Below are 13242 nucleotides of genomic sequence, written 5' to 3' on the forward strand. Positions count from 1 at the left end.
TGCGGGCTGGTGCTGGCCGCTGCGGCACCGGGCCAGGGCGGCGGTGCGGCTACGGCGGGGCGGTCCGAGGGGCCCGTCGGGCCGGCTTCCGGCGGCCGGGGAGCGGTCGGTGGACGGGTCGCGCCGGGGCGGGTGGGCAGCACCGGTTCGGGCCAGTTGCCGGCCGGACTCGGCCGAGCGGGAGGCGGCCCAGGTCGACCGGCAGCCGCGTCAGGGCGGCGGGGAGTGGGCTCAGGGAGGCCGGGAGCCGCAGGTCGGTCGGGAGTCGCCTCGGGTCGGCCGGGAGTCGCGGGTCGGTTGACCTTGGGCAGAAAGTCGGTCGGTTCGTCGGCCTGGTCGCGGTGTCGCCCGTCGCGCCGCTCGTCCGGGCCGCTCATCGGGGCACCGTCGCCGAGCGCAGGGCGGTGGAGTCCTCGAAGGCCGGGACCGTCACCGTGGAGACGGACTCCTTGTAGCCGAGCTGGTAGTCGTCGACCGCGTCCTTGAACAACCGGACTCCCTCAGAGCTGGCGAGGGCCTGCTGGAGGGCAGCGGGATCGCCGATTGCTACGATCTTGAACGGTGGGGAGTACACCCGCCCGTGCAGCAGCAGGGTGTTACCGACGCAGCGTACCGCGCTGGTGGCGAGCACGCGGACGTTCATGATTGACATGGCCTCCGCTCCGCCGGCCCACAGCGCGTTGACCACCGCCTGTACGTCACCCTGGTGCACCACAAGGTCGTCGTTGCTGGCGTCCGAGTGAGCCTCGTCGTTGTGCTGGGGCGCGTCGTTCAGCTCGACGGTGACGCCGGTGCCGGTGAGCGCGGTGAACCCGGCCGACTGGAGGCTGCGCTGGGCGCGGGTCTGCTGGGCCTGGATCGGGGCGTCGGAGCCGGCAAGTGTGTTCGTACGGTCCTCGACCTCGTTGCGCAGCGTGGCTGCTCGGCGCTCGCTAGCCACTACCTGCTCCCGGCGTTCCTCGATGAGCTGGTTGAGCTGGGGGCGCCGGTCCTCCCGCAGTGCGGTGCCGCCGGCAGTGGTCGCGGTGGTGGTGAAGAGCAGCCCCGCCGCGGCAGCGATCAGCGGTACGCCGATCGACCAGCCGGACCGACGTTGCCGTTGCCGCCGGGGCAGCAGCCCGACGACGGCCCGTCGGAGGACCTTCTGCCAGGAGGCCCCGCCGGATGTGTACTCCACCGAGCGTTCCTTCCGCGTGTCGGGGACCGGCCCGCGCCGGCTGGGCCGGGGATGCGAACAGTCCCGCATTTTTCGGTCACTCCGCGCATCGGCCTGACCCCATTCGTGGTCCAAGCGGCCGATCGGGACTACGCTAGCTGTCGAACATTATTGGCCATGAACCGTCGCCTCCGCGCCCGGTTGTCAGGCCGGACGAGGTCGTCACCCCTCTGGAGAGCGTCGTGCCCAAGTCTCAGGTCCGTAAGAAGAAGGTGTACACGCCGCCGACGGATGTCCGTCCGACGACTGCGGCGTCGACGCGCAAGCCTAGCCCGGTGTGGCTGCCGATCACGGCTGTCGCTCTGATCGTCGCGGGCATCGGCTGGCTGGTGGTCTACTACCTGTCCGAGCAGCAGTACCCGGTCGCCTCGTGGCAGTACTGGAACCTCGCCGTCGGCTTCGGCGCGATGGTCGCCTCGTTGGCGCTGCTCTCCCGCTGGCGCTGAGCCGGCTCGTCGCTGCGTTTTCGCAGACGATCAGGTCACCCCGACGCGCCCCTGTCCGGCAGGCGGTGGTCGGGCACCCTATGGTGTCCGCAGGCGGCGTGGCCTACTGCGAGATGACTCACGTTACTGCTGGGTAACCTTGCGCGTAGGCTGCACTGCATGACCGAGCGGAGCGAGGTCATCGACCGGTCCGGTCGCAGGTACGGCAGCGGCGCGACGCCGGCTTCGTCCTGACACCGGCCCCCGGTCGCTGAACTGCTCGACCGCAAGCACACCGGGGAGGCCAACTCGATGGGCAGCGTCCAGATCGTCACCACGATCCTCGCGGCCGGCATCACCGCCGTGGCGGTGTGGCTGGCGGTGCGTGCGGTCATGAAGATGACGGCCGTCATCCGGCTGGGGCAACCCGCTCCGGAGCGGTTCGGCGACAAGGGTGCCCGCACCAAGACCATGCTTGTGGAGACCGCCGGCCACACCCGGATGTTCAAGTGGGGTGTGGTGGGCGCGGCCCACTGGTTCGTGATGGTCGGCTTCATCGTGCTGTCGCTGCTCGTGTTGGAGGCGTACTTCGAGGTCGCCACCACCGACGGCGGTCTGCCGATCATCGGGAACTGGACGATCTTCGGCCTGGTCACCGAGGTCATCGGCGTGCTGGGCCTGGTCGGCATCGTGGTGCTGATGGCGATCCGGCTGCGCAACCGACCCAACCGGCCGGGCGGCCGGTCCCGGTTCACCGGCTCCACGATGTGGCAGGGCTACTTCGTCGAGTGGGTCGTGCTGCTGGTCCTGGTCTTCGGGTTCGTGATCCGCGGCTTCAAGGTCGCCACGGACCACTTCGAGTTCCCGTTCTGGGCCACACCGGTCAGCCACGCGGTCGGCGCGGTGCTCCCCGACTGGCAGGACGGCGTCAGCGTCGCCGCGGCCATCAAGATCATGATCTCGATGACCTGGCTGATCGTCATCTCGCTGAACGTCACGATGGGTGTCGCCTGGCACCGGTTCCTGGCTTTCCCCAACATCTTCTTCAAGCGTGAGCCGGCCAAGCCTGCCGGTTCCGGCCTCGGCGCGCTGCGCCCGATGACGAGCCAGGGCAAGCCGCTCGACTTCGAGGAGGCCGACCCGGAGAAGGACCAGTTCGGCGTCGCCCAGGTCGAGCAGTTCACCTGGAAGGGCCTGCTGGACTTCAGCACCTGCACCGAGTGCGGTCGCTGCCAGTCGCAGTGCCCGGCCTGGAACACCGGCAAGCCCCTGTCGCCCAAGCTGCTCGTGCTGAGCCTGCGCGACCACGCGTACGCCAAGGCGCCCTACCTGCTGGCCGGCGGCGGCAAGGACCTCACCGGCGAGGAGAAGGCCACCCAGGCGCAGCTCGCCCACCTGGACGTCCTGGCCCTGGCCGAGGGCGACAAGCCGTTGATCGGCACCGCCGAGGAGGGCGGGGTCATCGACCCGGACGTGCTGTGGTCGTGCACCACCTGCGGCGCCTGCGTCGAGCAGTGCCCGGTGGACATCGAGCACGTGGACCACATCGTCGACATGCGTCGCTACCAGGTGCTGATCGAGTCGAGCTTCCCGTCCGAGGCCGGCGTGATGCTGCGCAACCTGGAGAACAAGGGCAACCCGTGGGGCGCCCCGCAGAACACCCGCGAGGACTGGACCAAGGGTCTCGACTTCGAGGTGCCCCGGGTGGGTGAGGTCGACGACTTCGAGTACCTGTTCTGGGTCGGCTGCGCCGGCGCCTTCGAGGACCGGGCCAAGAAGACCACGCGGGCAGTGGCGACCCTGCTCAACGAGGCGGGCGTGAAGTTCGCGATCCTCGGCGAGGGCGAAACCTGCTCCGGCGACCCGGCGCGACGGATCGGCAACGAGTTCGTCTTCCAGATGCTCGCCCAGCAGAACGTGGAGACGCTGAACGAGGCGTTCGAGGGCCGCGAGAAGGCCAAGCGCAAGATCGTCGCGACCTGCCCGCACTGCTTCAACACACTGGGCAACGAGTACGGCCAGCTCGGCGGCGAGTTCGAGGTGGTCCACCACACCCAGCTGCTGGCCCACCTGGTGTCCACCGGCAAGCTCACCCCGGTGCAGCCTGTCGACGGCGGCGTCACCTACCACGACCCCTGCTACCTGGGTCGGCACAACCGCATCTTCGCGGCTCCCCGTGAGGTTCTCGGTGACGCCATCGAAGGCGAGATCGCCGAGATGCCGCGCAACAGCGAGCGCTCCTTCTGCTGCGGCGCCGGTGGCGCCCGGATGTGGATGGAGGAGAAGATCGGCAAGCGGATCAACGTGGACCGCGTCGAGGAGGCCATGGCCACCGGGGCGAAGACGGTCGCCGTCGGTTGTCCCTTCTGCTCGACGATGCTCAGCGACGGCGTCAACGGCAAGGGCGCCGGCGAGCAGGTCGAGGTGATCGACGTGGCTACCGTCCTGCTGCGCTCGGTCAAGCCGGAGACCCCGGCCGGTGAGCCGGAGGTCGTGCCGACCGCAGGCTGAGGCGTACCCCCGGCGGAAGCTGGACCACGACGGCGGCGGCACCCTGCGGTGCCGCCGCCGCTCGTTCAGCTGGTAGTTGTGGTGACGATGGCCGCGGTGGTCGCGACCATCAGCGCGGCCTGCATCTCGTCGATGGCCTTCTTGGCGGCGGCCGAGGCCCAGTCGCCCGCGGAGATCTCGTCCATCCGGGCCTTCACCCGCTCCTTCGGCAGCTCGCGGAAGAGCTTGCGGTCCAGGCCGACCGCCCGGGTCAGCGTGAGCAGCGCCGCCGTCCGGGCGTCGACCGGGCCGTTGCCGGTCAGCGCCGCCGCCATCCGCTCCCGGGCCTCCGTCTCCACCGCCGGCTGGGCGCCGGTCGGCGAGGGATAGCGGGTACGCGGGAAGATCAGCAGCACCTTGTCGGACTCCCGGCGCAGCACCCCGGTGTCCACCAGCCCGTCGAGGACCCGCTCCGGAAGGCCCTTGGCCAGCTTGCCGATCCAGTTCTTCGGCTTGCGGGGCCGCCCGGCGGCGGCCAGCATGGCCAGGGCGTCGTCCAGTAGCGGCACGCCGGTCGGGGCGGGATCGGTCACCACGAGGTGCTTGTCCGTCACCTCCACCCGGCCGGCGAGCGCCAGTTCCAGCAACACCGCACCGGCGAGGCCGTAGTCGAGGTGTGGGCGTCCGAGCCGGTTGGCGCCGTCGTCGTCGTACGCGAGCAGGACCAGTTCGTCGGTGAGCAGCAGACTGTCCATGCCACCACGCTAGCGGGGACCCGCCGCGGGCACTCCCGTGCCACAATCACGCGCATCGACGGACTTCTTGTTCTAGCGCTGCTGCCGCTTATCGGTTTCGTGCTGCTGACCGTCGGCAACGCGTTCTTCGTGGCGGCCGAGTTCGCCCTGGTCACCGTCGATCGGGCCGAGATCGACCGGCGGGCCGCCGCTGGTGACGAGGCGGCCCGGACGGTACGCGTCGCGCTGCGTGAGCTGTCGTTCCAGCTGTCCGGCGCGCAGCTCGGAATCACCATCACCGCGCTGCTGACCGGCTACCTGGCCGAGCCGGCCCTGGCCCGGATCTTCACTCCGTTGCTGCGTCCCGTCGCCGGTGACAGCACCGAGCGATTCACCCCTTACCTCGCTCTTGCCCTTGCCACGCTCATCTCCATGCTGTTCGGCGAGTTGGTGCCCAAGAACGCGGCGCTGGCCCGTCCGATGCCGGCGGCGCTGGCCACCGCCGGGCCGATGCACGCGTTCTCCCGGGCCTTCGGGTGGTTGATCCGCGGCCTGAACGGCTCGGCGAACGGGCTGGTCCGGGCGCTCGGGGTCGAGCCGCAGGAGGAGTTGGCGAGTGCCCGTTCTCCGGAGGAACTGGGTCTGCTGGCCGCCATCTCGGCCCGGGCGGGCGCGCTGCCGCCGGACACAGCGATGCTGCTGCGCCGGACCATCCGCTTCGGCGACAAGCGGGCCGCCGAGGCGATGACCCCTCGGGTCGACGTGGTCGCGTTGCGCGCCACAGCTACGGTCGCCGAGCTGCTGGAGGAGTCACGGCGGACCGGACGGACCCGCTTCCCGGTGTACGAGGAGACGCTTGACCTCGTCATCGGCGTAGCGGGTGTGCCGGACGCGCTGGGCGTACCGCTGTCGGCCCGGGCGTCGACAGCTGTCGGGTCGGTGGCCCGTGAGCCGGTGTTCGTGCCGGAGAGCCTGGACCTGGACGGCGTGCTCGCGGCGTTGAAGGCCGCCGGGGCCGACCTGGCCATCGTCGTCGACGAGTACGGCGGCACCGACGGTGTGGTGACGATCGAGGACCTGGTCGAGGAGCTGGTCGGTGAGATCGCCGACGAGTTCGATCCGGCCAGTGTGGACGAGCCCGGTCCGGTACGGCTGACCGTGCCGGGTGGGGAGCGCACTGTGCTCGTCGACGGCGTGCTGCGCTCCGACGAGCTGGCCGAACAGACGGGCTTCCGGCTGCCTGAGGGCCCGTACGAGACGTTGGCCGGGTTCCTGCTGGCCCGGCTCGGGCACATCCCGTTGGCCGGCGAGACGATCGCCGAGGGCGGCTGGGAGTTCACGGTGGTGGAGGTGGAGCGACACCGGATCGAGCAGGTCCGGGTGTTGCGCCCGGCGGAGCCGGAGAACGATGGCTGAGCTGCTGGTGACAGTGCTGCTGCTGGTCGGCAACGGGTTCTTCGTGGGCAGCGAGTTCGCGCTCATCGCGTCCCGGCGGACGGTGATCGAGCCGTTGGCCGTCGGGTCGAAGCGGGCTCGCTTGGCGTTGTCCGCGATGAACCAGATCCCGCTGATGATCGCTGGCGCGCAGCTCGGCATCACTGTCTGCTCACTGGGTCTCGGCGCGATAGCGGAGCCGGCGTTGGCGCACCTGCTGGAGTCGCCGTTGCAGGCCGTCGGGATGCCCGAGCGGGCGGTGCACCCGGTGGCGTTCGTGCTGGCGCTGGGCCTCGTGGTCTTCCTGCACACGGTGGTCGGCGAGATGGTGCCGAAGAACATCACGCTGGCCGGCCCGGAGGTGTCAGCGCTGTGGCTCGGCCCGGCGATGCTGGCGTTCTGTGTGGCCACCAAGCCGCTGCTGCTGGCGATGAAGTGGGCGGCCCGCCAGGTGTTGGCGCTCTGGCGGATCGAGGCGAGCGAGGCCGTGAAGACGGTGTTCACCGCCGAGGAGTTGGCCGGGCTGGTGTCGCAGGCGCGTACCGAGGGACTGCTCGACGCCGAGGAGCACGCCCGGATCACCGGTGCCCTGGCCCTGCACTCACGGACCGCTGCGGACGCGTTGCAGCCATGGTCGACGGTGGTGACGGTGGCCGAGGACGTGTCGCCCGCGTCGTTGGAGGTGCTGGCGACCCGGACCGGCCGCTCCCGGTTTCCCGTGGTGCAGCGCTCAACCCGCCGTGTGCTGGGCTTCGTGCACGTCAAGGACGTCCTCGGGTACGCCGGGCAGGGGCGCCGGGCGGCGGTGCCGGCGGAGGTGTACCGGCCGCTGGCCGTGGTGCCGCCGGAGCGTACGCTTGCTGATCTGCTGCTGGCCATGCGCCGCGAACGGCGGCACATGGTGCTGGTCAGCGACGGCCGGCGCCCGCTCGGCGTGGTCACGCTCGACGACGTATTGACCGCAATCGTTGGCTAATGAAGCAATACCCTTGGTGTGCAAGTGGTTGCGCGACAGTGATGGTGACGAGGCCCGCCTTGATTCCGGTCCGGCGCTTCCCTAATGTTGGGCACCGACCGCTGTGGGTCGTCTGCCTCGGCCCTTCCCTCACGCGAGGCGCCCGACGGTCGGTTGCAAAGGAGTCGATGCCGGTGGCAACCATGCCCCCTCATCGTCACGCCCCGGGGTCGCCCGTTCGACCGGGCGGTCTACGCCGGGTCGCCCGTCGTCTGCTCGTGCTGGTCGCCGCGGCGGCCGTCGGTGCCGGCATGCTCGCCGCCCCGGCGCAGGCCGAGCCCACTGTCGACGAGATCGAGGCGCAGATCGACAAGAAGTGGGAGCAGTTGGAGCCCACAATCGAGCAGTACAACAAGGTGCGGGCGCAGCTGAAGGTCAACCGCAAGAAGTCGGCCGACCTCCAGAAGAAGATCGAGCCCCTGGCCCTGCAGAGTGAGCTGGCGCTCAACCGGGTCGGTGACCTCGCCTCCCGCTACTACATGTCGGGCCCGTCGCAGGAGATCGGCGCGCTGCTGATCAGCGCCAAGCCGGACACGCTCACCGAGCAGCTCACCATCCTCGACCGGCTCGCCGCGCGGGAGCGCAAGGAGGTCGAGGGCGTGCTGGCCGTCCGGGCCAAGTACGACGGCGAGAAAGAGAAGCTCGACGCGCTGATCGCCACCCAGACCAAGCAGCAGAACGACCTGGCGGCCAAGAAGAAGCAGATCGACGCCGAGATCAAGAAGCTCGAGGCGTCGCTGCCGAAGACCACTGTCAAGACCGCGGGCTGCCCGACCATCAACGGTGTGGTCAGCGAGAAGGCCCGTATCGCGATCAAGACGGCCTGCGGCAAGATCGGCAAGCCGTACGTCTGGGGTGCCACCGGCCCGAACTCGTTCGACTGCTCGGGTCTGACCCAGTACGCGTACAAGGCGGCCGGGGTCAGCCTCACCCACCACACCGGCAACCAGTGGAACGAGGGCAAGGCCATCTCGCGGGCCGACGCACGCCCCGGTGACCTGGTCTTCTTCTTCAGCGACCTGCACCATGTCGGCCTTTATCTGGGCAACGACCAGATGGTGCACGCCCCACGCGCCGGTAAACCGGTGCAGGTGGCCAGCATCAACCACATGCCTGTGGCCGGGTTCCGCAGACCCTGATCCACAGCACGTACGACGACGGCCCCCGGTCACCGACCGGGGGCCGTCGCCATCTTCGTCAGTGGGTCAGCGGGGTGCGCCCACCGGGGACGGCAGCACCTGCACGTCGGCCAGGTTTACGTACATGATGCGGTGGCCGAACTGGATCTGCACGTACCTGTTGTCGCCGCGGATCACCGTCCAGTCGCCGGGTGACGAGCCGTCGAAGGTGCTGGCCCGGTAGTACTCGCCGGGCAGCACCGCGCCGACGGCGTACCGCTGGCCGGCGGCCAATGTGTACTGCAACGGCGAGATCGCCTGGTAGGGCACCCCGGCGGGGTAGGCGGCCTGCTCCGGGTACGCCCGCCCGTACACCGGAATGGTGGCGCGGCCGGGCTTGGGGGTGACCACCATCCCCACGGTCCAGGTGGCGGTGGGTGCGGAGGCCGGGTTGTGGAACCAGGCCCGTTGCCCGAGGTACCAGATGGCCGTCCAGTCGCCCTGCCGACCGGCCAGCGCGTACGTCTGGCCGGCGGAGGCCCGGGCGCCGTGGTCGGACACCTCCATCGTGTTCGGGGTGCCGTCGGGGCGCAGCGCGATGTCGTTGACAAGCGGCGCGTCGGCCGACGGCGCGGAGCGCAGCACCACCGACGACGAACCGCGCGACGGGCACGGAACGCCTGGCGTGACGCAGCCGACGAACGCCGGCCTGTTGGTGGCGTAGTCCGGGTCGATCCGGACCAGGCCGGTGGCCGGGGTGCCGGTGTCGAGTCGCGGCGCGTGCAGCAGGTCGAAGTAGTGCGTCCAGTCCCAGTACGGGCCCGGGTCCCAGTGCATCCCGCGCACTGTCGCCGCGGTGGTGCCGGGCACGTTGTCGTGGCCGATGATGTGCTGACGGTCCAGCGGGATGCCAAGTCGCAGCGCGAGGTGCCGGACGAGCTTCGCGGACGTCCGGTACATCGCCTCGGTGTACCAGGTGCCCTGCGCCGCGAAGCCCTCGTGTTCGAGCCCGATCGACTTGGCGTTGACGTACCAGTTGCCGGCGTGCCAGGCGACGTCCTTGGTCTTGACGTGCTGGGCGATGTGCCCGTCCACCGAGCGCAGCGAGTAGTGCCAGCTCACGTAGGTCGGATCTTGGACGAGCTTCAGGGTGGTGGCCCAGCTCGCCTCGGTGTCGTGGATGACGATGTACTCGATCTTCTGCCGCTTGGGCCGGTCGGAGAGGTCGTGGTTGCCGTAGTCCCCGTCGCCGAACGCCTCGTACGGCGCCGGGATCCACTCACAGGAGATGGTGCGGGGGCACTCCAGCCCGTCCGGGCGGGCGAGCTTGCGCAGGCCCAGCCGGTCCAGCCAGGTTCGATCCGGCCGTACCGTGCGGGCCGGCAGGGTGACCCGCTGGCCGTCGTCGGTCACCCGGGACTCGCCGGCGCCGATGGTGGTGAAGACCTCGTCGGCGAAGGCCGCCGCGGCGTCGGCGCTGTCCGCGCCTGCGTAACGGGCAACCGCGCCGTACCAGGCAGCCGGGTCGGTGCCGGTGCCGATCGGTGCGCCAAGCTCCCGCTGGTACGACGCCAGCAGCGCCGCCCCGCCCCGGATGTTCGCGTTCGGGTCGGTGCGCAGCGACTCCGGGGCCACGCCGGTCAGCGCGGCGGCGGCGTCGACCGTTTGCAGGGCGGCGCTGGGCGGCGCGGGCTCCGAGGCTTCGCGGGGTGCCAGCGCGGTACGCGAGTCGTCGCCGCGCGGGTCCTCGGTGCCGGTGTCGTGGTGCCCGCGCCCGGGCAGGGCGGTCACGTGCCGGGCGTCGGTCAGGTGCATCGGGCCGTAGCCGCCGCTGGTGCTGGGCGTGCCGGCGTTGCTGTCCCAGCGGGACTCCAGATAGGAGACCCCGAGCAGCACGTCGGTCGGTACGCCGTACTCGCTCGCTGCGGCAGCGTACTGCTGCTGGCGGTCGGCCGTTGGTGCGGCGGCGACCGGACCGGCGGGCAGTGGCACCACGGTCACGGCGACCACGGCGGTGACCAGCAATGTGCGCCGACGGGACGGCAGGGTTGGACGGTGCATCGAACCCCCTAGATTGCGTGGGTAACTGTGAGGTCACCCTCCCGCCGGCCGGGAGCTCCCGTCAATACCTTTCCATATTCGGATACAGGCAGAAAAAAACCTTCGCGCACGGTCCGTGACCCCGCAGAATCGCCACGGAGTGTCACTGCCGCACGGGTTGCGGATCGGTAACGGTCATCTCTACTCTGGTCAATCGTCGGCCCGGTAGCAGGTCTGCCCATCCCGGGCGGTAACGGACCGGCACCGCCGAGTCGCTCGACGAGTGAGCCGGGGACCCAGGTTCCCTCGGGGTGAATCCGCAGATCGTGCGGTAGGGCGTCGACTTCCCGCCCGAACCCGTCAGCTAACCCGGTAGGCGGTCAGGAAGAAGGAGTACGGAACCCCGGTGGCACTCCATGCCCCGCGGCCGTCGTCCGAGCGGTCGGCCTCAGCCGACCCCCTGTCGATCGTGCCGCGTCAACGCTGGTCCCGCTTCACCACAGCTCTCGCCGCCATGGTCGGCGTCGCCGTCGTCCTGACCGGCAGCGCCACGGCCGCGCACGCGGACCCGTCCGTCGCCGAGATCGAACGCCAGATCGACGCCGACTGGAACAAGCTCGAACCGATCATCGAACGGCACAACTCCACCCGCACCGAGCTGGCCGCCAAGCGTAAGCAGGCAAGCGCGCTGGCCGCCAGGATCGCCCCGCTGGAGCGCCAGGTCGACGCCGCCATGGACAAGGTCAGCGCCCTGGCCGTCCGCGCGTACATGGGTGAGAACGTCTCCACTGTCAACGCGATGCTCGGCAGCCGCTCGCCAAGCGAGATGGTCGGCCAGCTCGAAATGCTCGACCGGTTCGCCCACAACCAGCAGCAGGACGTGAAGCAGGTGGCCGACCTGCGCGACGAGTTGGCCCGGCAGAAGGCGCCGCTGGACGAGTTGGTCGCCGAGCTGACCCTGACCGAGGCGCAGTTGGCGGCGAAGAAGAAGCAGATCAACGCCGAGATCGACAAGCTACAGAAGCTGCGCCTCAAGGTGTACGGCAACGGCGGCGGGGGTCCGCTGCGTCCGGCGCCCTGCCCGGCCAGCTACCCCGGAGGCGGGGCGGGCACGGCGGTCAAGTTCGCCTGCGCCCAGATCGGCAAGCCCTACGTGTGGGGCGCCGAGGGCCCGAACTCGTACGACTGCTCGGGGCTGATGCTTGCCGCGTGGGCCAAGGCCGGCGTGTCACTGCCGCACAACGCCGCGCAGCAGAGCCGGGTGACAAAGGACGTCAGCCGCGCCGACCTCCGCCCCGGTGACCTGGTCTTCTACTACAGCGACATCCACCACGTGGGCATGTACGTCGGTGACGGCTGGGTGGTGCACGCCTCCCAGGCCGGTCAACCCGTCAAGATGAAGAAGGTCGACGACGGCCCGATCCACAGTTACGGCCGTCCCGGCTGAGGTGTAAGGAGGGGCCCCTTCCTAACGCCTCGTGTAGAGAAGGGGCCCCTTACTAACACCGGACGGGCGTGCGGCTCAACGGGTCGGCCAGGCGCGCCAGTTCTGCCAGGAGCGGCTCGGCGTCGGCCCCCGCTGGCCCTGGTAGCGCGAGCCGTAGACCACCGAGCCGTACGGGTGCTCGGCCGGCGAGGAGAGCCGGAAGATGCACAGCTGCCCGATCTTCATGCCCGGCCAGAGGGTGATCGGCAGGTTCGCCACGTTTGACAGCTCCAGCGTCACGTGACCGGAGAAACCCGGGTCGATGAAGCCGGCGGTGGAGTGGGTGAGCAGTCCGAGACGGCCCAGGCTGGACTTGCCCTCCAGACGGCCGGCGAGCTGCTCGCCGAGGGAGATCACCTCAAGCGTCGAGGCAAGTACGAACTCGCCCGGGTGCAGCACGAACGGCTCGCCGTCGGGCACCTCGACCACCGAGGTCAGGTCGTCCTGCTGCATGGCCGGATCGATGTGCGTGTAGAGGTGGTTGTTGAAGACCCGGAACAGCCTGTCGAGTCTTACGTCGATGCTGGACGGTTGAACCAGAGTGGGCTCGAAAGGCTCCAGGCCCAGCGTGCCGGCCTTGATCTCGGTGACCAGGTCGCGGTCGGAGAGCAGCATCGGACCACCATAGCGAGGCAGCCGGTGACCAGCGTGTCGAGGTCGCCTCTCGTACATTTGTTCGATAGAATGCCCTCATGGCTTCCTGGTCCGATTTTGCCGCCGACGAGCCCCGCCTCGCCGACGGGATCCGCGTTCTCCTGCAGCAGTACGGGCCGGGCTTCGGCTATCTGGCCACGGTCCGCGCCGACGGCGGTCCCCGCGTCCATCCGGTGTCCCCGGTCATCACCGACGAGGGCCTGTTCTGCTTCATCATCGACTCGCCGAAGCGCCGCGATCTCGAACGCGACGGCCGTTACGCCCTGCACTCGTTCCCACCGGAGGAGAGCGACGACGAGGCGTACGTGGCGGGGCACGCCTCGCCGGTTACCGACCCGGCCCGGGTGGCCCGGCTGGCGCAGACCGCCCGAGCCGAGCCGCAGGTCGACTGGCGGCTCTTCGAGTTCACCGTCGACGTGGCGATGCTGACCCGCCGTGAGCACCAGATCACCGGCATTCCTGGTCTCCCGCCGAGCCGTCCGGCCGTTCGGGTCTGGCTCGACCCGCGAGCCCCGGCGGCCGCGCCGCTCGGCGTACCCCAGGCTCGCCCGACCCGCCTCAGCCGCGACGTCAAGTGCACGACGGCCGCCGCCTGACCACGGCCCAGAAACGCTGGTGCCGGCTCCGTCG

General features: G+C 69.9%; 11 protein-coding genes and 1 riboswitch. Of the genes, 7 read left to right on the forward strand and 4 right to left on the reverse strand.

Annotated elements, in window-relative coordinates; translation table 11 throughout:
- Positions 1-373: 373 nt before the first annotated feature.
- The gene (locus ADK66_RS01480; RefSeq protein ID WP_053651815.1) at positions 374-1177 is read right to left on the reverse strand and encodes a DUF881 domain-containing protein; all 804 of its coding nucleotides are present in this window, start codon (positions 1175-1177) and stop codon (positions 374-376) included.
- A 221-nt stretch (positions 1178-1398) separates the two neighbouring features.
- Between ADK66_RS01480 and ADK66_RS01485 the strand changes: the two genes are divergently transcribed.
- A complete protein-coding gene (locus ADK66_RS01485) occupies positions 1399-1662 on the forward strand; it encodes a cell division protein CrgA (RefSeq protein WP_053651817.1) in 264 nt (87 codons plus the stop codon).
- A gap of 291 nt (positions 1663-1953) precedes the next feature.
- Positions 1954-4152: a (Fe-S)-binding protein gene (locus tag ADK66_RS01490; RefSeq protein ID WP_053651819.1), complete on the forward strand. Its 2199-nt coding sequence runs from the start codon at positions 1954-1956 to the stop codon at positions 4150-4152.
- A 65-nt stretch (positions 4153-4217) separates the two neighbouring features.
- On the opposite strand, the gene ADK66_RS01495 is transcribed toward ADK66_RS01490, so the two are convergent.
- On the reverse strand, positions 4218-4886 hold the full coding sequence (locus ADK66_RS01495) for a GPP34 family phosphoprotein (RefSeq protein ID WP_053651821.1): 669 nt from the start codon (positions 4884-4886) through the stop codon (positions 4218-4220).
- 81 nt (positions 4887-4967) lie between these two features.
- Between ADK66_RS01495 and ADK66_RS01500 the strand changes: the two genes are divergently transcribed.
- From ADK66_RS01500 to ADK66_RS01510, 3 genes are all read left to right on the forward strand, one after another.
- Positions 4968-6281 carry a hemolysin family protein gene (locus ADK66_RS01500; RefSeq protein ID WP_053652340.1) on the forward strand — a complete coding sequence of 438 codons (1314 nt, stop codon included), beginning with the start codon at positions 4968-4970 and terminating at the stop codon, positions 6279-6281.
- Positions 6274-7275, forward strand: a complete 1002-nt coding sequence (locus ADK66_RS01505) for a hemolysin family protein (protein ID WP_053651823.1) — start codon at positions 6274-6276, stop codon at positions 7273-7275. Before ADK66_RS01500 ends, ADK66_RS01505 begins: the two co-directional genes overlap by 8 nt.
- Before the next feature lie 167 nt (positions 7276-7442).
- Entirely contained in the window at positions 7443-8453 is a 1011-nt protein-coding gene (locus tag ADK66_RS01510; RefSeq protein ID WP_053651824.1) for an NlpC/P60 family protein, read from the forward strand.
- Positions 8454-8519: 66 nt separating this feature from the next.
- Here ADK66_RS01510 and ADK66_RS01515 read toward each other — a convergent pair whose 3' ends face one another.
- Positions 8520-10493: an N-acetylmuramoyl-L-alanine amidase gene (locus ADK66_RS01515; protein ID WP_053651826.1), complete on the reverse strand. Its 1974-nt coding sequence runs from the start codon at positions 10491-10493 to the stop codon at positions 8520-8522.
- A gap of 234 nt (positions 10494-10727) precedes the next feature.
- Positions 10728-10865, forward strand: a riboswitch (cyclic di-AMP (ydaO/yuaA leader).
- Between the two features lie 13 nt (positions 10866-10878).
- Here ADK66_RS01515 and ADK66_RS01520 point away from each other — a divergent pair.
- On the forward strand, positions 10879-11919 hold the full coding sequence (locus ADK66_RS01520) for an NlpC/P60 family protein (protein WP_053651828.1): 1041 nt from the start codon (positions 10879-10881) through the stop codon (positions 11917-11919).
- Positions 11920-11994: 75 nt separating this feature from the next.
- On the opposite strand, the gene dcd is transcribed toward ADK66_RS01520, so the two are convergent.
- Complete coding sequence (gene dcd, locus ADK66_RS01525; RefSeq protein WP_053651830.1) at positions 11995-12573, reverse strand: dCTP deaminase; 579 nt, start codon at positions 12571-12573, stop codon at positions 11995-11997.
- A 77-nt stretch (positions 12574-12650) separates the two neighbouring features.
- Between dcd and ADK66_RS01530 the strand changes: the two genes are divergently transcribed.
- A complete protein-coding gene (locus tag ADK66_RS01530) occupies positions 12651-13208 on the forward strand; it encodes a pyridoxamine 5'-phosphate oxidase family protein (RefSeq protein WP_053651832.1) in 558 nt (185 codons plus the stop codon).
- The last annotated feature ends 34 nt before the right edge of the window (positions 13209-13242 follow it).

Origin of the sequence: Micromonospora sp. NRRL B-16802, from assembly GCF_001279555.1 — a bacterium.
Taxonomy (GTDB): domain Bacteria; phylum Actinomycetota; class Actinomycetes; order Mycobacteriales; family Micromonosporaceae; genus Micromonospora; species Micromonospora profundi.